General features: G+C 53.0%; 23 protein-coding genes and 1 pseudogene. 2 read left to right on the top strand and 22 right to left on the bottom strand.

From position 1 onward, the window contains the following. Positions 1–197 precede the first annotated feature (197 nt). The 15 genes from EKM90_RS10695 to rsmG form a co-directional block, all read right to left on the bottom strand. Positions 198–533, bottom strand: a complete 336-nt coding sequence (locus EKM90_RS10695) for a hypothetical protein (RefSeq protein WP_125582485.1) — start codon at positions 531–533, stop codon at positions 198–200. A 346-nt stretch (positions 534–879) separates the two neighbouring features. Beyond that, positions 880–1683, bottom strand: a complete 804-nt coding sequence (locus EKM90_RS10690) for an aldo/keto reductase (RefSeq protein WP_125582482.1) — start codon at positions 1681–1683, stop codon at positions 880–882. A gap of 78 nt (positions 1684–1761) precedes the next feature. Next, the gene (locus tag EKM90_RS10685; RefSeq protein ID WP_125582480.1) at positions 1762–3315 is read right to left on the bottom strand and encodes a UDP-N-acetylmuramoyl-L-alanyl-D-glutamate--2,6-diaminopimelate ligase; all 1554 of its coding nucleotides are present in this window, start codon (positions 3313–3315) and stop codon (positions 1762–1764) included. Positions 3316–3365: 50 nt separating this feature from the next. Further along, positions 3366–3827, bottom strand: a complete 462-nt coding sequence (greA, locus tag EKM90_RS10680; protein WP_125582478.1) for a transcription elongation factor GreA — start codon at positions 3825–3827, stop codon at positions 3366–3368. Between the two features lie 20 nt (positions 3828–3847). After that, positions 3848–5140 (bottom strand): D-alanyl-D-alanine carboxypeptidase family protein, encoded by a 1293-nt coding sequence (locus EKM90_RS10675; RefSeq protein ID WP_125582476.1) that lies wholly within the window; start codon positions 5138–5140, stop codon positions 3848–3850. 10 nt (positions 5141–5150) lie between these two features. Further along, a complete protein-coding gene (locus EKM90_RS10670; RefSeq protein ID WP_125582474.1) occupies positions 5151–6323 on the bottom strand; it encodes a sensor histidine kinase in 1173 nt (390 codons plus the stop codon). 2 nt (positions 6324–6325) lie between these two features. After that, entirely contained in the window at positions 6326–7012 is a 687-nt protein-coding gene (locus tag EKM90_RS10665; RefSeq protein ID WP_125582472.1) for a response regulator transcription factor, read from the bottom strand. A gap of 326 nt (positions 7013–7338) precedes the next feature. Continuing rightward, positions 7339–8826 (bottom strand): IMP dehydrogenase, encoded by a 1488-nt coding sequence (gene guaB, locus EKM90_RS10660; protein WP_125582470.1) that lies wholly within the window; start codon positions 8824–8826, stop codon positions 7339–7341. A gap of 272 nt (positions 8827–9098) precedes the next feature. Next, positions 9099–9779: a DUF1129 domain-containing protein gene (locus EKM90_RS10655; RefSeq protein ID WP_164507954.1), complete on the bottom strand. Its 681-nt coding sequence runs from the start codon at positions 9777–9779 to the stop codon at positions 9099–9101. A gap of 11 nt (positions 9780–9790) precedes the next feature. Further along, a complete protein-coding gene (gene ychF / locus EKM90_RS10650) occupies positions 9791–10891 on the bottom strand; it encodes a redox-regulated ATPase YchF (RefSeq protein WP_125582466.1) in 1101 nt (366 codons plus the stop codon). Between the two features lie 6 nt (positions 10892–10897). After that, positions 10898–11098: a DUF951 domain-containing protein gene (locus tag EKM90_RS10645; protein WP_125582464.1), complete on the bottom strand. Its 201-nt coding sequence runs from the start codon at positions 11096–11098 to the stop codon at positions 10898–10900. A gap of 12 nt (positions 11099–11110) precedes the next feature. Then, positions 11111–11977, bottom strand: a complete 867-nt coding sequence (locus tag EKM90_RS10640) for a ParB/RepB/Spo0J family partition protein (RefSeq protein WP_125582462.1) — start codon at positions 11975–11977, stop codon at positions 11111–11113. Next, on the bottom strand, positions 11967–12734 hold the full coding sequence (locus EKM90_RS10635) for a ParA family protein (protein ID WP_125582460.1): 768 nt from the start codon (positions 12732–12734) through the stop codon (positions 11967–11969). The genes EKM90_RS10640 and EKM90_RS10635 overlap by 11 nt, the downstream gene beginning before the upstream one ends. A 9-nt stretch (positions 12735–12743) precedes the next feature. Continuing rightward, the gene (noc, locus tag EKM90_RS10630) at positions 12744–13592 is read right to left on the bottom strand and encodes a nucleoid occlusion protein (protein ID WP_125582458.1); all 849 of its coding nucleotides are present in this window, start codon (positions 13590–13592) and stop codon (positions 12744–12746) included. Further along, positions 13589–14314 carry a 16S rRNA (guanine(527)-N(7))-methyltransferase RsmG gene (rsmG, locus tag EKM90_RS10625; protein ID WP_125582456.1) on the bottom strand — a complete coding sequence of 242 codons (726 nt, stop codon included), beginning with the start codon at positions 14312–14314 and terminating at the stop codon, positions 13589–13591. Before rsmG ends, noc begins: the two co-directional genes overlap by 4 nt. Positions 14315–14501: 187 nt before the next feature. On the opposite strand from rsmG, the gene EKM90_RS10620 reads away from it, so the two are divergent. Then, positions 14502–15176 carry a type 1 glutamine amidotransferase gene (locus EKM90_RS10620; protein WP_125582454.1) on the top strand — a complete coding sequence of 225 codons (675 nt, stop codon included), beginning with the start codon at positions 14502–14504 and terminating at the stop codon, positions 15174–15176. A gap of 91 nt (positions 15177–15267) precedes the next feature. Here the strand turns inward: EKM90_RS10620 and EKM90_RS10615 are convergent. From EKM90_RS10615 to EKM90_RS10585, 7 genes and pseudogenes are all read right to left on the bottom strand, one after another. Next, positions 15268–15972 (bottom strand): annotated as a pseudogene (locus EKM90_RS10615) (reverse transcriptase domain-containing protein); the annotation flags it as partial. A gap of 129 nt (positions 15973–16101) precedes the next feature. Next, positions 16102–16506 (bottom strand): pyridoxamine 5'-phosphate oxidase family protein, encoded by a 405-nt coding sequence (locus tag EKM90_RS10610; RefSeq protein WP_125582452.1) that lies wholly within the window; start codon positions 16504–16506, stop codon positions 16102–16104. Between the two features lie 72 nt (positions 16507–16578). After that, positions 16579–16767, bottom strand: a complete 189-nt coding sequence (locus tag EKM90_RS10605) for a hypothetical protein (protein ID WP_125582450.1) — start codon at positions 16765–16767, stop codon at positions 16579–16581. Continuing rightward, positions 16767–16994 carry a hypothetical protein gene (locus EKM90_RS10600; protein WP_125582448.1) on the bottom strand — a complete coding sequence of 76 codons (228 nt, stop codon included), beginning with the start codon at positions 16992–16994 and terminating at the stop codon, positions 16767–16769. The genes EKM90_RS10605 and EKM90_RS10600 overlap by 1 nt, the downstream gene beginning before the upstream one ends. Before the next feature lie 4 nt (positions 16995–16998). Beyond that, positions 16999–17472, bottom strand: a complete 474-nt coding sequence (locus EKM90_RS10595) for a flavodoxin domain-containing protein (protein ID WP_125582446.1) — start codon at positions 17470–17472, stop codon at positions 16999–17001. 112 nt (positions 17473–17584) lie between these two features. Beyond that, on the bottom strand, positions 17585–18700 hold the full coding sequence (locus EKM90_RS10590) for a lactate oxidase (RefSeq protein ID WP_125582444.1): 1116 nt from the start codon (positions 18698–18700) through the stop codon (positions 17585–17587). 96 nt (positions 18701–18796) lie between these two features. Further along, the gene (locus tag EKM90_RS10585; protein WP_125582442.1) at positions 18797–19102 is read right to left on the bottom strand and encodes a hypothetical protein; all 306 of its coding nucleotides are present in this window, start codon (positions 19100–19102) and stop codon (positions 18797–18799) included. Between the two features lie 170 nt (positions 19103–19272). On the opposite strand from EKM90_RS10585, the gene EKM90_RS10580 reads away from it, so the two are divergent. Continuing rightward, positions 19273–19479, top strand: a complete 207-nt coding sequence (locus EKM90_RS10580; protein ID WP_125582440.1) for an LBP_cg2779 family protein — start codon at positions 19273–19275, stop codon at positions 19477–19479. The last annotated feature ends 19 nt before the right edge of the window (positions 19480–19498 follow it).

Raw genomic sequence — 19498 nt, 5'->3', positions numbered from 1 at the left:
GAGTTGTTGGTAATGCTTGTGGGTGTTAGTCTGAGAGTGGGTCATGAAGATTCCTGCTTTCTTGTTTAGCTAGTACTAACAAGAATAGGTCTTCATGGCCTTTTTGGTCTAGTCGTCAGGGTGTTGCACTTGAATTGTAAACTGGGGGACCAGCAATTTTCTGAAAAACCGACCAAAAAAAAGGGCCCTACGCCCTTTTACAGTTCACTCAAATCATTGGCCTTACTAAAATCAATGTAGATGGCCTTGGGATTATCCTTGGCAATCAAGATGTAGCCATGGCCCAAGAAGTCCTTGTCGCCTTCATAGGTCAGCGGGAACTCTTGGGCTGGGGCCAGGTTGCCTTGGATCAGCATGGCATACAGTTCGGTGTCGGTATGGTCATCGGAAAAGGCAAAGGCCACTGGTGCCGTGACCAGTTGCTTGCTTTTATTCATCAAATTAATCACGTCAAACAACTGGTTGGTGACTTCTTCCGGGAACACTGCCGCCACTTGGTCGCTCACGTGTCTGCGTTTCGTCGCTTCGTACATCTCGCGCCTCCTTAAAAAGTTAACTCAAGTATTTTAACATAAAGGCTGTGAAGTGGGGCGCTTTTAGGATGATAGCTAACCCATGAAGCGCGCCCGGTCAGGAAACCTCCACAGGCAGGGGCGAAAGCGGGGTGGTCAGCGCTTTGCGCCTCGCGCTGGGAGTCTCAAAGTCGCAGCTTGTTCTAAGTCAACAAGTTGGCTAAGAACAATTTCCCCCCTGAGCCCCTGCCTGCTCCGGTTGTCCTGCCCTACGGTAGTCGTTGAAGCCTACTTTCCCCCTAAACTGACAGGAGGCAAAACATGACGGTTGACTCTGGCGCTAAAATGCCACTATTCAAACCTTCATCTATTTCGACCGCTTGGGGGTAACAGACCTGCCTTGCAGTGCATCCAAGACCTGCATGTCATGGAAGCTCAGTTCGAAATCAAAGAGCTGGGCGTTTTCTTGGATGTGAGCTGGAGCTTGCGCCCGCGGGAGCGGGAGATAGTCGTGCTGCAGGGCCCAGCGTAAGACGAGTTGGGCTGGGGTGCGTTGGTAGCGGGCGGCCATTTTGCGCAGGGGCTTGAGCGTCAGCAGCGCCCCTGCCGCCAAGGTGCTGTAGGCGGCCACCACCATGTGCGCCGTTTTGCTGGCGGCAACGGCGGCGGGTTGTTGGTCGGTAGGATTAAGGCGCAGTTGGTTGACCATCGGCGGCACCAGCGCCGTTTGGGCCAAGGCCGCAATTTGATCGGGCTGAAAATCGGCGAGGCCGATGGCACGAACTTTACCTGCGGCCAGTGCCGTCTCTAACGCCTGCCAGGCCGCTCCCAGCGTGCTGGTCGCAGCCGCGGCCGGCAAGAGGGCAAGGTCCAGATAATCGGTGTGTAAAGCCTCAAGCGTCGCCGCGATGGCCGCTGGTACGGGGCTAGTGACGTCAACTTCTAGTTGCACAGTGATAAACAGGTCTGCCCGCGCCACCCCTGCCGTTTGCAGGCCCGCGACAACTGCGCCTTCACTGCCGGGAGTCAGTTCAAGCTGGCGGTAGCCGGCGACTAGTGCGGCCACCACACTGGCGGGTGTGGTCGTCGCGGTGGTGCCAAAGCCGACGATAGGCATGACCACGCCATTGGTCAGCGTAAAGGTATCAGTCAATGCGGTTAAATGTGTCAAAACAATTGCCTCCTTCACACGAAAAAAACGCCACTCAACCGTATGCGGTTGGGCGGCGCCTAGCGACCTCACTGAAAATTAGGCTTGCGCCAGGTTGGCTGCGACTTCCTTCACCACAGCCATATCGGTTGGCCATGGGGTATCAATGCCGCGGACCTTTTGATAAGGATCAGCGCCTTTAGCGGCAACCACCACGATACCGCCGTCGCGGCTGGCTTCAATCGCCGTTTGAATCGCTTCCCGCCGGTCCAAAATCGTTTCCACTTGCACCTGGTCGTGATCGATGCCAGCATCGATTTCCGCCGCAATTTTGGCGGGATCTTCAAAGCCGGGATCATCGGTGGTGAGATAGGCCGTCGTGGCGTATTCATTCAGCACCTTGCTGAAGCCTGGACGGCGCGAAACGCCTTTATCACCAGGCGAGCCTACCACCACCGCCATGCGCGGATCATGGTATTCCGCTTTCAGGAAGTGGAGCAAGGCCTTCATGCCGCCATAGTTGTGAGCATAATCAACGTAGACGGTGCCGTGGCCTGGAATGGCGAGATGCTCCATCCGGCCGGGAATGGTGACTTGGCGAATGCCAGGCATCGCTTTGGCGCCATCCACTCCAGCCAAACCGGCGCCAATAATGGCGGCAGTGGCGTTGCTTTCGTTGAAGTCGCCAATCAGACTCAACTGATACTGACCGCCGACATTCAAAGCAGCGGCCTTATCCGTCACGGGTATCAATTGGAACTGACTGTAAGTCGTGTTGAGCGTTTGGCTAGCGAAGCGAAAATCGATTTCGATATCATCACGTTGCGGCTTGAAGTCGGTGCTGGCGTACAGATAGATGCTGTCGGGATAAGTGGTCGTGGTGGCGGCAGCATACACTTCATCGAAATGCTCAGTTTCCGCATTCAGCACCACCTGCCGTGAGTTCACCACCAGCTGCAGCTTGTTGTGCAGGTAGTTGGCAAAGGTCGGGTGTTCATTCGGGCCAATGTGATCTGGCGTAATGTTGAGGAAAAAGCCGACATCAAAACTCAGGCCAAACACACGATTGCGCAGGTAAGCCTGACTGGACACTTCCATCACCAGATGAGTCATGCCGTTATCGACGGCGGCCCGCATATCATGGAACAAATCTACGGATTCTGGTGTCGTTAAATCAGACTTGAAGCGCTGATCTGGATTCGGGCCCACGATGCGGTCAATGGTGGAGAACAACGCCACGTGTTTTGGGTGCGCTTCTTCCAAAATCCCGCGAGTGAAATACGCCGACGTGGTTTTGCCCTTGGTGCCGGTGAAGGCAATAACGAACAAATCGTCTTGCGGAAAATCATAAAACGCCGCCGCCAAAATCGCCATCGCCTTGGTGATATTCACCACGATCAAAGCGTTCATCCCATTACCTTCGACGTAAGGCTTCTCCGCCACATAAGTCGTGGCCCCATTGTCCTTGGCCATGGAGAGATAAATTGGCCGGAAATGGTTGCCTTTGCAGAAAAACAGCGTCGGTCCGGAGACTTTGCGCGAATCATAGGCGATGCCTGTCATGTCGGTATCGACATCACTTTGCACCGCACTACTTTTCAGCAGATGGTGCTCTTTTAAAAGCAAAATACATGCATGTAGTGAAAGTGCCATGGTTGAACTCCTCCGCGACCTTTTGATTAGGTCAATTATAACATATCGATTTAGGCCAACTTAATCAGCGTCACCGCGTAATCGCCGCTGGGCGCGGTCACCGTTACCGTCGCGCCTGCGCGTTGGCCATCGATGGCGCGCCCCAGCGGGGAGTTAATAGCGAGATTATCTGGGCGCATGCTGGCTTCGTGCGGCCCCACCAGGCGATAGGTGGCGGTATCGTCATCATCGTCAAAGCGCACCGTCACCCGCTTGCCTAAATCTGCAATCGCCGTCGGGGTGGCTGATACCACCTGCGCATAGCGAATCACCTTATCTAAGTAGCGCAAGCGACTTTCCAAATGCCGCAGGTCGCGCTTGGCGGCACTGTAATCGGCATTCTCGGACAAATCGCCTAACGCCCGCGCCGCCGCTAGCGCCTGAATGCGCCGCGGCCGCTCGGCTTGAAGCAAAACAACTTCCGCTTTTAAGGTTTTTAACCCATCGGCAGTCATTTCATGATACTGCACAATTGAGATCTCCCTTGAACGAGTTAAAACAGATTACCGAAAAATTCACCAATCCCGCGGAACAACAGAACAAAGAAGTTCGCTTTTTCTGCCGTCTTGGTAGTTTTCAGCGTAGTTTGGTTGCCAGCCGTGCTCAGGTAGCTAAGCTGCTCGCCTTTCACATTCACCGTAACCGTACCCGTCGTGGTGCCTTTTTTGACTGGCGCCTCGGCCTTCCCGCTAAAGCCCTTGTTGGCATGATAAGTATAAGTCAAATCCTTCGCCGTGGTCGTTTGCGGCACCAAGAGTTCGGTGGTGCTGGTCGCTTTCAAAGCGACACTGCTTTGCTTGCCTTTATCAATCGCCAACCTGGCATGCCCGGCCACAGGCTGGTTAGCTTTGGTGGCGACCAATGGCTTCCAAGCGGCAAAAACTGCCCGCATCAGCGCTGCGGTTTGGTCAAAGCGCCGGGTGCTGGCGGTCCCATTGGCATGCAGCACCACAGTAATGATCCGGTAGCCATTCTTCTTCACCGTCCCGGTGAAGCAGTTCCCGGCCAGGTCCGTGGTCCCAGTTTTGAGCCCATCGACTGGCAAATCAGCTTGTGCTGACACTAAGCCTTTGAGCATCCAGTTATAGTTATCCATTTTGGTTTCATCGCTGGTGCCTTTGCGGAACACCTGCGACGCGATGCTGGTGGTGTTCAGAATTTCCGGGTAGTCATTCAGCAAATGGCTGGCGACAATCGCCATATCCTTCGCGGACATTTCGTTTTCGGCATTATCGCCGGTGCCAGCCACGCGGTCGGTTTTCAGCGCACTGTTGTTCAGACCAGTGACGTTGACGATGTCGGCGTCGTTAATGCCCCATTTTTTCAGCTGGGCCTGCATGTTAGCCACAAAATTCGCCTGCGAGCCGGCCAAGGCATTGGCTAGCAGCATCATCGCATCGTTCGCCGAGTAAATCACACTGGCATCGTAAAGCTCTTTGATGGTGTACTTATTCTCTGGCTCCAGCGGTACACCAGACAGCGAGCGGTCTTTGGCCAGTTCGTAAATCGACTGATCCGGGGACACCGTATCGGTCCACTTCAGCTTGCCATCATGCACGGCTTGAAGCACCAGGTACAGTGAAATCATTTTGGTCATCGAAGCAATTGGGAGCTTCTGATCGGCATTTTTGGCATATAAAATCTGCCCAGTTTTCGCATCCACGGCCAACGCTGCCTTGGCATCCACGTTGACATTGGTAGCGGCCAAGGCGGGGGTGGGACTGACTGCGGCCCAAACACTCAAACTTGCGACTAAGGCGATGACAGTGCGCCAAATTTTTTTCATTTTCAAACTCCTAAGCTTCTTTTTTAGGGGCGGCAGGCTTCAAAGTTTGGCCCAACCGCAGCGGTAAGTGCATAACAAAACTGGTGAGTTCAGGACTGGAATCCGCATAGATGTAGCCGCCATGCAGCGTGACAATGCTTTGCGCAATCGCCAGCCCCAAGCCGGTGCCGCCGGTTTCCTGCGAACGTGATTCTTCGACGCGGTAAAAGCGGTCGAACAACTGGCTCAGCGAATCATTCGGGATTTGCGCGCCGTCATTCGAGACTTTCACCACGACTTCTGAACCGATTTTCTGGGCATCCAGGAAAATGTGTTTGGCGCCTTGGCCATACTTCAAAGCGTTGGCAATCAAGTTGTTGAACACGCGGCCCAGTTTTTGGGTGTCAGCCTGCATCATTAACGGATCAGGCTTCCCCGACACGACAAACCGCAGCCCATGCTTATGGCCTTCCAGTTCAAAGCTGGCCGCCAGTTGCTCCAGCATCGCCACCATATCAAATTCCACCGCATTCAGCGGCGTGGTGGTTTGACGGACCTTGGTGTATTCGAACAGATCTTCCACCAGCACCTTCATCTGCTTGGCTTTTAAGTACGCGGTATGTGTGTATTTGATCAGCTCGTCTTCACTGCGATACTGCTGGTCCTCAATCAGGCCCAAGTAGCCGATAATCGACGTCAACGGCGTGCGAATGTCATGCGACACATTGGTGATCAGCTCGTCTTTACTGCTTTCAATCCGGCGCTCTTCCTTCATCGAATTGACCGTCGAATCCACCAGTGCATTGATGGAGTTAATCACCTTTTGCAAATCCGTGTTGACCTTGAACTGAATCCGATGATCCAAATGCCCATCTGCAATGTAATGCAATTCCCGGATCACATGGCGCATCTGAATCTGCCGATAGCGCCTGATGAGTCGCCAGTACACCACCAGCACATCTAGCAGAAACATGAAAATCATGAACACATTGCGCCAGCTCCATAAATGCTGGCGGTCTTGGCCAAAGGTCAGAACGTTTTTGACACTCCAAATCGAGTCTTGCAGCTGCTGACTGCTGGCAATCAATTCCTTAAGCAGCACGAAAACCGCATAGTTCAGCATCAACAAGAGCACGACGGTCACGACGCCTTCAAACCACAGCTCAGATTTCTCCTTGCCGGTCAGGCGGACTTTTTCTCCCATGCTTAGCCCTCGACCTTATACCCGACGCCCCAGACGGTTTCAATCACTTTTTCGCCGCCGGTAGCTTCTTCAATTTTATCGCGCAAATGCGACACGTGGACCATGACGGTTTTGGCCGACACAATCGATTCTTGTTGCCAAACCCGTTCAAAAATCTCATCCGCTGAGAACACGCGGTTGGGATGACTGGCCAGCAAATACAAAATGCCAAACTCCAGTGCGGTCAGTTGAATCTGCCTACCGGTCAGCGTCGTCACTTCATGGCTATCCCGCTGAATGGACAGCGGCCCCACTTCGAGCTGATCAGGTTCGTTGTTGGTGACATTATTCGTACTGCGCCTGAGCAAACTCTTGACCCGCGCCATCACTTCCAGCGGATTAAATGGCTTGGTCACATAGTCATCCGCGCCAGTAATGAGCCCCTGAATTTTATCCATGTCGCCAGTCTTCGCTGACACGATAATGATCGGAATCTGGGAATCCTTGCGCACCTGCTTGACCACTTCAATGCCAGACATATTCGGCATCATGATATCCAAAATCATCAGTGCAATATCAGGGTTAGTGGCCAACTTGGTCATCGCTTCTTTGCCGCTGTATGCCAAAACCGGTTCATAGTGTTCGTTTTTAACGTAAATACTCAGTAATTCAACGATTTCTTTATCATCGTCTACAATAAGAATTTTCATGATTAGGCTCCATTAACTTGTGGCGTATTCGTTACCGCCTACATTGTACCAAATGCGACTGTTCCTTGCTTGTGCAGGTTTCAAGCGTTGAAAAATCTCAAGAAACCAGGTGCTCAGGCACCCTCGGCCATTGGCTGTCTGATGCTTATCCACCGGCCAACAGACCCTCGAAGCAGCAAGCTAACTACCTGACTCACCAGTAAACGATGAAAATGGGCTAGCCACTAACGCAAATCACGTACACCCTTCTGTTAGCCAGCCGGTGGCGGCGCCACGCATAAACTCCAAAAGAAAAAGCCGCGCGCGGCGGCCTTTCCAAGCAGAGCTTATTCAACAGAATAGTTAGGTGCTTCCTTGGTAATCTGGACATCATGCGGATGGCTTTCGCGCAGGCCTGCCCCAGAAATCTGGATGAACTGGGCATTGTCCTGCAGTGCGGTGATCGTCGGGGCCCCAACATAGCCCATCCCTGACCGCAGGCCGCCATCCATTTGGTAAATGACATCGGCTAAGCTGCCCTTATAAGCGACCCGGCCTTCAATCCCTTCCGGCACCAGCTTCTTGGCTTCATTGACGCCACTTTGGAAGTAACGATCCTTAGAGCCATGGGACTGTTCCATGGCGCCCAAGGAACCCATGCCACGATATGTCTTGAAGCGACGACCTTGATAAATCTCCATCTGACCGGGGGCTTCATCAGTCCCGGCAAGCATGGACCCGAGCATGACGGCAGAACCGCCAGCCGCCAAAGCCTTCACAATATCGCCAGAATACTTGATCCCACCATCGGCGATGATGGCCTTGCCGCGCTTGCGCGCTTCGGTGGCCGCATCGTAAACCGCGGTTAACTGCGGTACGCCGACCCCAGCCACGATCCGAGTGGTACAAATGGAACCTGGGCCGATGCCGACTTTAACGACATCAACGCCGGCGTCGTACAGTGCCGCGGCGCCTGCCGCCGTCGCGACATTTCCGGCAATCAATGTGGCTTGCGGGAAGTGGGCCCGGATTTCCTTGATCTTACGCAGCACACCGGCACTATGGCCATGGGCGGTATCGATGACAATCGCATCAGCGCCGGCATCAAGCAAGGCTTGGGCGCGTTCGAAGGTGTCAGAGGTGACCCCTACCGCAGCGGCGACCAGCAACCGGCCGTGGTCATCTTTAGCGGCATCAGGGAATTCGACGACTTTTTCGATGTCCTTGATGGTAATCAGCCCGGACAAGCGCCCGTCTTCATCAACCAAAGGCAACTTTTCAATCTTGTGTGCTTGCAGAATGGCTTCTGCTTCCTTCAGGCTAGTGCCGGTTGGCGCGGTGACCAGATTTTCTGCGGTCATCACGGCACCGATGGCCACGCTGTGATCATCAACATAGCGCAAATCTCGGTTGGTGATGATGCCGGTCAACTTGCGCGAGTCCTTGGAATCCACAATTGGGACGCCAGAAATGCGATACTTCTTCATCAAAGCATTGGCCGCTGAAACCGGATCATTGGCGGTGAGGAAGAACGGATTGATGATGACCCCATTTTCCGAGCGCTTAACGGTCAAGACTGCGTCGGCTTGCTGCGCAATGCTCATGTTCTTATGAATGACGCCTAACCCGCCTTGGCGGGCCATCGCAATGGCCATGTCGGCGGTGGTGACGGTATCCATCCCCGCGGAAAGAATCGGGATGTTTAACTTCAAGTTTGGTGCCAGCTGAACGTGTAAATCAACGTCTTGCGGTAAAACGTGGCTTTCTGCTGGAATCAACAACACATCGTCAAAAGTGAATCCCTTCCGTGCGAACTTCGTGTCCCAATTACTCAAGAAAATCCCTCTTTCTGTCTTTAATCTGACTGTGCCCAAGAATCACTCAATACTGGTTTTTGTTGTCGACTAGCATAGCACTGGGCACCAGCAGGCGTCAACGGGAAAGCGAAAAACCCTACGCAGCCGCGGCCGCACAGGGTTTTTAAATGATAATTATCTCATTTTTGCGCACGCAGACCCGAATAATCATTTTGAGAAAGCGGGTTGCTCACGAAATCGTTCGCTTTTTATTCAGGTCAAGACCAGGGCTTGACGCAGTGTGTTCGGCTTTAAGCCATCAAGCCGCGCAAGTGATACTTGCGCTTGAGCAGCCAGTGGATGCCATAAGAAGCAGCAGCCAAAATCAGGTATGCCCACCATGACATGGTCGTAGTCAGCGGCGTGTTCAGGTAAGCCAAGGCGCCGGAAATCCAGGAGCCAGCCAAGATGATGACTACCGCCAAGGTTAAAATCTGCCAGGTCTTCATCCGGGTATCCTTCTTAGCACGGCTCCAGTCATTGTACAGGGCAAAAGCAAAGCCAGCAGTCATCGCCATCACGATAATTGACAAGAGGCCGTTGCCGGCGCTGGCCTTACCATGATTGTACAGGGCCATCCCGCCGTACACCAAGCCAAACATGCTGGCAAACAGGAAGCCTAAATCAACTCCAGACAACCAAAAGGCCACTTTCTTAATCGGCTTCGGGGCATGAATCAAGGATTCCGCTTTTTCCGTCACCGGTCCGTACAACTGAGTCGCTGGCCGGCCTTGGTGCTGGGCCGTGATGATTTCCGGCAGCATTTTAGCCAAAACCGTGCGCTGGCGCTCCTCGGTCCATTGGTGCTGAGTCAAAATCCGGCGCAGTTTGAAAATATATTCATCGTTCTTTTTCGACAGCTGCGGCAAGAGTGCGTCAACATCAACGGTTTCTTCAACAGCTTCTGCTTCTTTGATCGGTTTTTGAGCCAAAATTCTTCCCCCTAAACGTTAAACCGGAACTCGATTATGTCCCCGTCTTGCACCGCGTATTCCTTGCCTTCTGACCGGTAGCGGCCGGCTTCTTTCACCGCCTGCACCGAGCCATATTGGTCAAGGTCAGCAAAGCTCATGGTTTCGGCGCGAATAAAGCCGCGCTCAAAGTCGGAATGAATAATCCCAGCCACTTGCGGCGCCAGCATCCCTTGCTTGAAGGTCCAAGCGCGGGTTTCGGGGCCACCAGCAGTGAAGAAGGTGGCCAGCCCCAACAAATGATAACTGGCTTTGATTAACTTATCCAGCCCAGATTCACTAACGCCTTCCGCCTCAAGAAAATCGGCCTTGTCGGCATCATCTAACTCAGCAATTTCTTCCTCGGTGCGCGCAGACACAGCAATCACTTCGGCGCCTTCCTTGGCGGCTTCTTGCTTGATCTGCTGCACATAAGGCACGCTGTCCGGATCGGCCATGGCGTCTTCGGCGATATTCGCCACATACAGCACCGGTTTGGTCGTCAACAAGAACAACCCTTTGACGATTTTCTGTTCGTCTTTATTGAAATCAAGCGTGCGCACTGGCTTGCCTTCCTCCAGCACGGGTTTGATTTTTTCCAGCACGGCGAATTCCGCCATGGCTTCCTTGTCGCGGGCTTTGGCCTGCTTTTGCACGCGGGTATAGCGCTTGTCGACACTATCCAGATCAGCCAACGCCAGCTCCAAGTTGATGGTTTCCATGTCATCGAGGGGATCCACCTTGCCGGTTACGCTGGTGATTTCATCATCATCAAACGCTCGCACCACATGGATAATGGCATCGACCTGGCGAATGTTTTCGAGGAACTTATTCCCCAGGCCTTCGCCTTTAGACGCCCCTTTGACGATGCCGGCGATATCGGTGAATTCAAAGGTCGTATGCACGATTTTTTTGGCTGGAATCACTTCATCAATCCGCGCCAAGCGTTCGTCTGGCACTTCCACCATGCCAACATTCGGGTCGATGGTCGCGAAAGGATAATTCGCCATTTCGGCGCCTGCCTTGGTAATTGCGTTGAACAACGTGGACTTACCGACGTTCGGCAAGCCGACGATACCTGCTGTTAAAGCCACTGTCACTCACTCTTTCTCTTGATTAGTGTCCGCGGGGACCAATACCTTTTTCATTTTACGCTCAAAATCGTGTCGCGCCATCATCACAATGTGGCCGCAGCCGGTGCACTTAATTTTGATATCCATGCCTAGGCGAATGATTTCCCAGTCGTTGGTGCCACAGGCATGGGGCTTTTTCATCAAAACACGGTCATGCAGTTTGTACATCTTGTGGCCTCCTCAGTCGAGATTGACATCTAGCAAGCCCAGCAGCCGATTGAGATCAGCGGCGGTAGTGAAATCAATTTCGATTTTGCCCTTGCCTTGCTTACTTTGCGCGATGCTGACTTTGGTGCCGAACTTATCTTGTAGCTGATTTTCGCTGGCCTTGAGGAATGGCGACTTGGCTACGGGTTTCTTTTGTGGCTGGCTACCGGCATTCATCTGGTTGATCAGCCGTTCCAGCTGACGCACGGTCAGGTTATCGCTGACCGTTTTCCTGGCCAACGGAATCAGCCGTTTCTTGTCTTTTAGACTCAGCAGGGTCCGGGCTTGCCCCATTGACAGTTGGTTTTGGTTCAGCATCTTTTTGACTTCATTCGGCAAGGTCAACAAGCGCAGGTAATTCGCGATATAGGGCCGGCTTTTGCCAAGGCGCTTAGAAACTTCAGCCTGGGTCAAGCTGAGGCGCTTGATCAGTGTGTCATAGGCCTGCGCTTCATCTAGCGGGGTCAGGTCTTCGCGTTGCAGGTTTTCCAGCACTGCAATTTCCATCATTTCGGGATCTTCGAATTCACGAACAATGGCAGGAATGGTTTTCTTGCCCGCTATTTTAGAGGCCCGAAAGCGCCTTTCACCGGTGATAATTTCATACCCGTTCACGCTTTTGCGCACGATGATGGGCTGAAAGACGCCAGTTTGGCGAATCGAGTCCGCCAGTTCTTGCAACGCCGCTTCATCGAAAGATTTTCGCGGTTGATAAGGATTAGGCCGGATATCCGCCAGTGGCAATTCATCGACATTGTTGAGGGTAAGGTCAGGACTTTCGAAGTCTTTGAAAATCGCTTCGATGCCGCGTCCCAACCCTTTATTATTCTTATTCGCCATGGGCCGCTAACACTTCCTTTGTTAATTGCGAGTACACTTCAGCGCCTTTGGAGCGGGCGTCAAAATCGATGATCGGGAGGCCGTAACTCGGCGCTTCCGCCAGGCGCGTGATGCGGGGAATAACGACATCATAGACCTTGTCGCCAAAATATTTCCGTACTTCCGCGATGACTTGCGCGCCTAAGTTGGTGCGGGCATCATACATCGTCAACAGCACCCCTTCGATACTCAGCGTCGGGTTGAAGTGCTTTTGCACCAAGCGCACCGTATTGAGCAGCTGCGACAAACCTTCCAGTGCATAGTACTCACTTTGCACCGGAATCAAAATCGAGTTGGCCGCGGTGAAGGCGTTAATAGAGAGCTGGCCTAAAGACGGCGGGCAATCAATCAACACGTAGTCATATTGATTCAGCACCGGCTCCAGCCCCAGCTTCAGCCGCATTTCACGGGCCATTTGATTGGTGAGCTCGATCTCGGCTCCGGCCAGTTGAATGGTCGCCGGTACAATCGCCAGGTTTTTATGTTTGGTTTGGATAATCGCGGATTGGATCGGGTCCTCGTTCACCAGCACATCGTAAATATCCTTGCTGACTTCGGCTTTTTGTACCCCAATGCCGCTGGTGGCATTGCCTTGCGCGTCCGTATCAACAATCAGGACTCTTTTGCCGGCACTGGCCAGACACGCGCCCAAGTTAATGGTGGTCGTGGTTTTCCCGACCCCGCCTTTTTGGTTCGCGATTGCAATCACATGTGCCATGTTGTCCTCCTACTCCTTACCCTTGGGAATCTCGATGGTGAAACGATAAGCTGTAGCGGTTTCTTCGCGCTTGATTTTCGGCGCCAGCCCCGCTTCTTTGATCAGCTTCACGGATTGATTCAAGGTGTTGACCGCCATCCGCGCATCCTTAGTGACTGGCGTGCGGCGCCGGCGGGCGGGCTTCTTGGTTGCCTGCTTCGGCTGCGGTTGTTCTTCCTGCGCCAGGCCTAATGTCTGCGCCACCAGCTGCGTGGTTTCTTTCACGGTCAAATGATTAGCCAAAATCTCGTGCAGCAAGAGCTGCTGATGGTAATCATCGACTTTGAGCAATTCGCGGCCGTGGCGTTCAGACAGTTCGCCTTTCATAATCGCGGTCTGCACCGAATCAGACAACTTCAACAGCCGCAACTTGTTGGCGACAAAGGATTGGCTCTTGCCTAACTGCTTAGCCAAATCTTGCTGCGTCATGTTGTTGAGCTTCATTAAATCGGCATACGCTTCAGCCTCTTCAATCGGCGATAAGCCTTCACGCTGGAGGTTTTCAATCAGCGCCATGGCCGCCGATTCTTCATCACTCATTTTCTGAACAATCGCCGGTGCTTTTTCAAAATGCAGCGACTGCATTGCCCGCAAGCGGCGCTCGCCGGCAATGATCTCATAGTGGCTCGGTTCATATTCGCGCACCACAATGGGTTGCAGCAAGCCGTGGGTTTCAATCGTGGCGGCCAGCTCGCTAATGGCTTCAGCGGTGAAGACTTTGCGCGGCTGGTAGCGATTCGGCACAATCTGCGTCAGCGGCAGCTCTTGCACCTGCGGGCCAGTGTCTGTTTTCTTTTTGCCAAAAAATAATGCCACTATCCCTGACCTCCTAACGGTTGTTTGCTCGGCGTTCCTGGCTTGCGCGGAAAGCGGGCCGGCGTCGGTTTGACTTTATCAACCACGATCAACGTGCGCGAATCGCCGCCTGGTAGCGTCAGGGTCTTGGTGGCCGCATAACGCCCGCCCAACTCGCCAAAGGCTACTTTGGCATGGGCCAGCTCCGCTTCGCCTTTGCTGCCTTTCATCGCAATGAAATGGCCGCCTGGCTTCACCAACGGCAGGCATAATTCCGCCAGCACATTCAGCGGTGCCACCGCGCGGGCCACGACAACTTCGAAGCTGGCGCGCTTGGGGCCTTGGCCGAAAGTCTCGGCCCGGTCGTGATACAATTCCACACCGGTGAGGCCAAGGCTTTGGCTTAAGGCGGTTAAAAAGGCAATCCGCTTGTTCAGCGAATCGACAATGGTCACCTGCAGCTGGGGCGCCATGATTTTCAGCGGCAACGACGGAAAGCCAGCCCCGGCGCCAATATCGCACACCGTAAGCGCCTGGTCCTTCAGCGCGGGCCACGCTGCGACCAGCGTGATGGAATCGTAAAAATGCTTTAAATAAACCTCGTCACGGGCGGTGATGGCGGTTAAATTCACGTGCTGATTTACCGCCACTAATTGGGTATAATAAGCAGCAAATTGCTTCAGTTGCTTTGCGGTGGGGGTCAGCCCCAAGGCGGTTAAAGCCGCGGTAAACTCCGCTTCGTTCATCTTGTCACCCTTTTTTCTCACCAGTACGACCGCTATGTTGTGAAACTTTAGCGGGTTTCACGTCACTGTCTAGTTTAACTTAATCGCCGCCTAGTCACAACCTTCGGCGAGCGCTTTCAACCTGCGACCACATGCCGCAGCACCGCGAAACAGTGCTATAATGACGCAAACAGAAAGGATGAGTGAGATGACCGAAACAATCAAAGTCGCCTATCTCTATGAAGACCTGATGAATACCTATGGCGACAGTGGCGACGTCAAGATTTTACGGTATTGGCTCAGCCAGCAAGGTTACACCACCGTGGTGGACAATATCAGTCTGAATTGTCCCTTCGACGCCAGCGATTATGACTTTGTCTTTTTCGGCGGCGGCCAAGATTACGAGCAAACAGTGGTCGCCAAAGATCTCGCTCGCTTCAAGGACACGCTGCAGACTTACATCGAAAACGACGGGCCGATGCTGGCGATTTGCGGCGGCTACCAGCTGCTCGGCAGCTACTATAAGACCTCCAGCGGCACCGTCATCGACGGTCTCGGCATTCTGCCGCTGCATACCGTGTTCAAAGCTGACAGTCGGATGATTGGCGATACCGAATTCGAAACGCCTTTCGGCACCGTCAAGGCCTTCGAGAATCACAGCGGCCGCACTTACTTCGATGACAAAACCAAGCTCAAACCACTGGGAAAAATGATACAAGGCTACGGCAACAACCCAGACGACGGCGTGGAAGGCATGCGTTACAAGAACACGTTTGGGAGCTATGCGCATGGACCCATTTTGCGCAACGAAAACATCGCCAAAGCCATCACCGCCTTGGTGATTGAAAACCATCAAAGACGCACCGCCGCGCAGCCTGTCTAGGCCAAAAATCAAGTAGGAGGTAGCCGATTAGTTCAGCTACCGACCTCTCACACCACCGTACGTACCGTTCCGTATACGGCGGTTCAGTAATTTAAGCACTCTGAATATACTGGAGGGTCTTGGACAAATTGAGAAGGCCAAGGTTCTCCAGCTTTTCGTTCGTTAGGGTATACGTCAGAGTCTTGCTATGAGCCGTTCGCCAAGCCCCCTTGCGGGTGTTGGCGTTGGTGTAAGCGTCGTTCTGGGATAGTCCTAGCTTTTTCAAGTTCGCAACTTTGGTTTTGCTTTTCTTCCACTGTTTCCACGCATACTGACGGATACGTGACCGAAGCTACTGGTCCAAACTGCGGACAAAGCTCTTCATCTTGCCTATTCCGTAGTACTGAAGCCAACCGCGCATTTTGAGCTGTATCTCCTTAAACATCACGCTCAACGAGATGCCCCGATTGCGCTTCGTTAGAAGCTTCAAGGCTCTACTCACTCGTTGCTTGGCTTGCTTCGTTGGATACGGATATGCACTGTACTGGTTTACACCCAGCGTGAACCCCAAAAACTTCATCTTCGTCTTTTCCTGGTTCACCGTAAGCTTGAGTTCCTTTTCGAGGAAGTGCGTGATACTCTTCAGCACGCGTTCACCTGCCCGAGGGCTCTTGACAAAGATATTACAGTCATCCGCGTAGCGCACGAATGGGTGCCCACGCTTGACTAACTCCTTGTCTAGCTCGTTGAGATAGATGTTCGCAAGTAGAGGCGAAATTGGCCCGCCTTGTGGCGTTCCAGCCTCGCTCCGTTCGAACATTTTTCCGTTCATCGTGCCGCCTACTGCGGCTCACAGTGGCCTTTCACCACCTAGTTGACGCCCATGCCGGGCACACCACAAAAATAGAACTGCCCAGCGCTGGGCAGTTCTATTTTTATGTGAAGCTTAGTCTTCTTCGATGACGGTACCAGCGTTTGGCCCAGCATCCAGCTTGATAATGCGGTGAATGTTGATGACCACGGCGGAAATCGCGGCTGGTAAGTGGCGTTCTGCCGCAAAGGCCTTAGCGTCTTCGAAGATTTGGTCATCATTGTGGAATTCAACGGTGCCTTCGAAACGGAAGCCCTTCAAGATGCTGCGGTCAACGACGGCCACTGCCGCCTTGTGGTTCGCCTGCAAATTGTGCCAAGCATGGCGACCAGTTTCTTCGTTATAAATCAAACGATGATCATCGAACACGCGCATGGTCCCTTTCGGCCCGACTTGCGGATTGCCGGCTTCATCAGTGGTGGCTAGGAAGTTCAGCTGCTTGCCGACCATATCTTTCATTTCTTGGGTTAATGTTGCCATAATTATCAATCCCTTTCGCTTACTTTTAGTTACCAGATCATTGTAGCAGATTCAAGACCGATTGTGAACAATTCAACCGTGATTCTTCGGCCACCACCAGCCAATCAGACCGGCCAACAATCCACCCATCAGTAGCCCCAAGCCGCCGACGCCAAATGGATTCGGCAGCGGCGCCTGCAGCAGGTGGTATTCGCCCCACCCGCCTAGCAAAACAGCCGTAATGATGAGTAGACTGACCCCACTTTTTTGCTTATTTGTCATTATAAATGGGCCAGGATGGTATATTTGGTTGCTGGCACCGCCCCGTCGCCGGTACTGGTGCCGCCTTCGTAGAAAACCGCGAACTGTCCGTGATCGTCTTTGGCCACCACTAACCCCTTATCGGAAGCGTGGGCCACTTTAAAAATCTCCGCACTGCGCCGCGCAGCCGCGAAATCATACTCGGTGGCAATGGCATCGCCAGGGTTGAAAAAGATGGTTTCGTCCATAGGCTCACTCCTTGGCGGCTTGCTGAACCGCCTTGACTTTGGCAATCATCGACTTGGTGAACGCGGCAAAAGCCGGGATATCTTTCTCCTGGGCCCCTTGTTCGATTTTGATCGGCTCAGCGCCTAACACGGCCCCAGCCTGCACGAACGCCTCATCAAACAGGTCCGGCGCGGTGTTATAGTCCTTGCCATACCAAGGATCGCCAGTGCCAGCGACCCCCACCACTAGGGGCTTGGCACTCAAGTCGACGCCGGCGATGTCGCCGTAAAAATCATCGGCTTCCGGCGGCACGACCCCGCCAGACCAAGTATACGTGGCAATCACCACGGCATCATAGTCCACCAAAGTCGCCACATCGGTTTGCTGCATCTGAGACGTTTCAGTTTCCGCCCCGGCATGTTTGAAGAACTGGTCCAAAATCCGGGCCATCCCTTTGGCGTTACCAGTAATGGATTCATACAAAATCAAGACTTTCATCGCACTCACCTCCCCTTCAGTATAACCGGACGACCGGCAATGGAAAAGCTTTCACGCCAGGAGGGACCAAAAAATGGACGCCGATGACGGCGTCCTAGAGGCGGAAATGAAATTAATCAGCGTAGTTAAAGTGGGTCAAAGGCGCATGCTTAACGTCTTCAATGGTCTTCGTCCCAGCCAGCTGCATGGTGATTTCGAGCTCGTGGTTCAGCTCTTCAAAGACGCTTTGCACGCCTTGCGCCCCACCTAAAGCCAAGCCATAAATGACTGGCCGGCCCATGGCAACTAGGTCAGCCCCAGAAGCCAGGGCCTTGAAGACGTGGCTGCCGCGACGGACACCAGAGTCGAAGATAATCGGCACTTGATGGTTGACGGCCTTAGCAATGGCAGGCAGCACGTCGATTGAAGCTGGGCCACCATTCAACTGCCGACCACCATGGTTGGACACGTAAATCCCAGCAGCACCGGCGCCAATCGCGCGCATGGCATCTTCTGGGGATTCGATCCCTTTGACGATCACTGGCAGACTGGTGTACTCGGCAATGCGGCGCACGTCATCTTCGTTGATCTTCTGAGCGGCAGCGGCGTAGATTTCACCAATGCCTTTGCCCTTGCCATCGCCTTCAGAGAACTTCTCCAAGTTGGCCATTGGAATTGGGAACTGGAAGTTGTTGATAATATCAGCTTCACGGTAGCCATCCACCGTGGCATCAACCGTCAAGATAATGCCTTTAACGCCGGCCTTAACCGCTTCATCCAACAGACTTTCGTTGAAGGACCAGTCCTTGCTCATGTACAGCTGGAAGAACTGCGGCGCACCATCACCAGCAACGGCGGTGTCGGCGATTGACGTGGAACTGTATGTGCTTTGAGCCATCAAGCCGCCCACCGCGGCCACACCTTTAGCGGTATCTTTTTCACCCTGCGCATGCGCCAAGCCCTGCGCTGCAGTTGGCGCCATCATGATTGGGGTCTTCAGATCAAGCCCAAACACCTTCGTCGCGGTACTTGGTTGTTCAATGTTGGATAGGGCCTTGGGCACGATTTGGACATGGCCAAAGGCGGCCGTGTTTTGCTTTAAGGTCCAATCGTCTTCTGAACCGCCAGCGATGTAACCGAACCCGCCAGTCGGGATAATCTTCTTGGCTTCTGCTTCCAAGCTCGGCAGGTTCACGATCTCAAGTTTCTTTTCGTTATCACTTTGTTCATAGCCGTTTGTCATTGTCATAATAAAGGACCTCCGTATGTTTGACTTGTTTACGAAGGCTATCTTAACACTTACAAAAAATAAGTAAACAGATTTTGCTGACTTTTTGTTAGTTTTCTAACTGACAGCTAACGGCTGGTCAGCCCCAGCAGTCAAAATGTAATGCACCGCGTCGGCCACCTGGGCCACGCTGAAGAAACGAATATCAGGGTTGTCGCCGAAACGGTCGACTTCAATAATCGCCTCAAACCCACCAAACGGCCGCAACGATTGCCGTAGCCACGCATCCCATACTGCAGTGGTTAAACCCTTTTGATTAGCCAGGTTGCGCCGGATAATCACATTTTTGTTCTCGAAGTGCCGCACCCGTAGCGGAACGGGTTGGGCCGCGGCCAATTGATCGAGATAATTCAGTTGATCCATGACAACACGTCCTTTCACGAGTCACCCCTACTCTACTGACTTTATTATACAAACATATGTTCGATTTTGCAAGCATTTGGCCTCGGCTGACCGTCGAATTCAAAAAAATACGCATTCCGCTAAAAGTTCGGTATACTAGATTGTAGAAGCCAATCGAGGAGGTTACACCTGTGAGTGAAAAAGACCAACTAAGTGAGTTCTCTCGCGAGATCATTGCGTTCCAACGGAAGAACGATTTAACGGATACTGAAATGGCGCTGAACAGCCATGTTTCTGTGGAACACATCCATAACATTAAGGCGATGCGAGAGACCCCTGACCAAACGGTCGTGGCCAGCCTTCGCGACTACATGGAACACAAGCCGACAGGTAAATAATGACCTGGCCACAAAAATA

This window comes from Lacticaseibacillus suibinensis (genome assembly GCF_003946175.1).
GTDB lineage: Bacteria > Bacillota > Bacilli > Lactobacillales > Lactobacillaceae > Lacticaseibacillus > Lacticaseibacillus suibinensis.
Note: the sequence above shows the minus strand (reverse complement) of the source record. Positions and strands in the feature narration are given on the sequence as shown.

Bases quoted from the DNA above. Each gene is read 5' to 3' on its own strand.
- EKM90_RS10590 (WP_125582444.1), bottom strand. From the start codon at position 18,700: ATGACAATGACAAACGGCTATGAACAAAGTGATAACGAAAAGAAACTT.
- EKM90_RS10620 (WP_125582454.1), top strand. From the start codon at position 14,502: ATGACCGAAACAATCAAAGTCGCCTATCTCTATGAAGACCTGATGAAT.
- EKM90_RS10635 (WP_125582460.1), bottom strand. From the start codon at position 12,734: ATGGCACATGTGATTGCAATCGCGAACCAAAAAGGCGGGGTCGGGAAA.
- EKM90_RS10595 (WP_125582446.1), bottom strand. From the start codon at position 17,472: ATGAAAGTCTTGATTTTGTATGAATCCATTACTGGTAACGCCAAAGGG.
- EKM90_RS10685 (WP_125582480.1), bottom strand. From the start codon at position 3,315: ATGGCACTTTCACTACATGCATGTATTTTGCTTTTAAAAGAGCACCAT.
- rsmG (WP_125582456.1), bottom strand. From the start codon at position 14,314: ATGAACGAAGCGGAGTTTACCGCGGCTTTAACCGCCTTGGGGCTGACC.
- EKM90_RS10600 (WP_125582448.1), bottom strand. From the start codon at position 16,994: ATGGACGAAACCATCTTTTTCAACCCTGGCGATGCCATTGCCACCGAG.
- EKM90_RS10670 (WP_125582474.1), bottom strand. From the start codon at position 6,323: ATGGGAGAAAAAGTCCGCCTGACCGGCAAGGAGAAATCTGAGCTGTGG.
- EKM90_RS10645 (WP_125582464.1), bottom strand. From the start codon at position 11,098: ATGTACAAACTGCATGACCGTGTTTTGATGAAAAAGCCCCATGCCTGT.
- EKM90_RS10585 (WP_125582442.1), bottom strand. From the start codon at position 19,102: ATGGATCAACTGAATTATCTCGATCAATTGGCCGCGGCCCAACCCGTT.
- EKM90_RS10640 (WP_125582462.1), bottom strand. From the start codon at position 11,977: ATGGCGAATAAGAATAATAAAGGGTTGGGACGCGGCATCGAAGCGATT.
- EKM90_RS10675 (WP_125582476.1), bottom strand. From the start codon at position 5,140: ATGAAAAAAATTTGGCGCACTGTCATCGCCTTAGTCGCAAGTTTGAGT.
- EKM90_RS10695 (WP_125582485.1), bottom strand. From the start codon at position 533: ATGTACGAAGCGACGAAACGCAGACACGTGAGCGACCAAGTGGCGGCA.
- EKM90_RS10610 (WP_125582452.1), bottom strand. From the start codon at position 16,506: ATGGCAACATTAACCCAAGAAATGAAAGATATGGTCGGCAAGCAGCTG.
- EKM90_RS10665 (WP_125582472.1), bottom strand. From the start codon at position 7,012: ATGAAAATTCTTATTGTAGACGATGATAAAGAAATCGTTGAATTACTG.
- EKM90_RS10605 (WP_125582450.1), bottom strand. From the start codon at position 16,767: ATGACAAATAAGCAAAAAAGTGGGGTCAGTCTACTCATCATTACGGCT.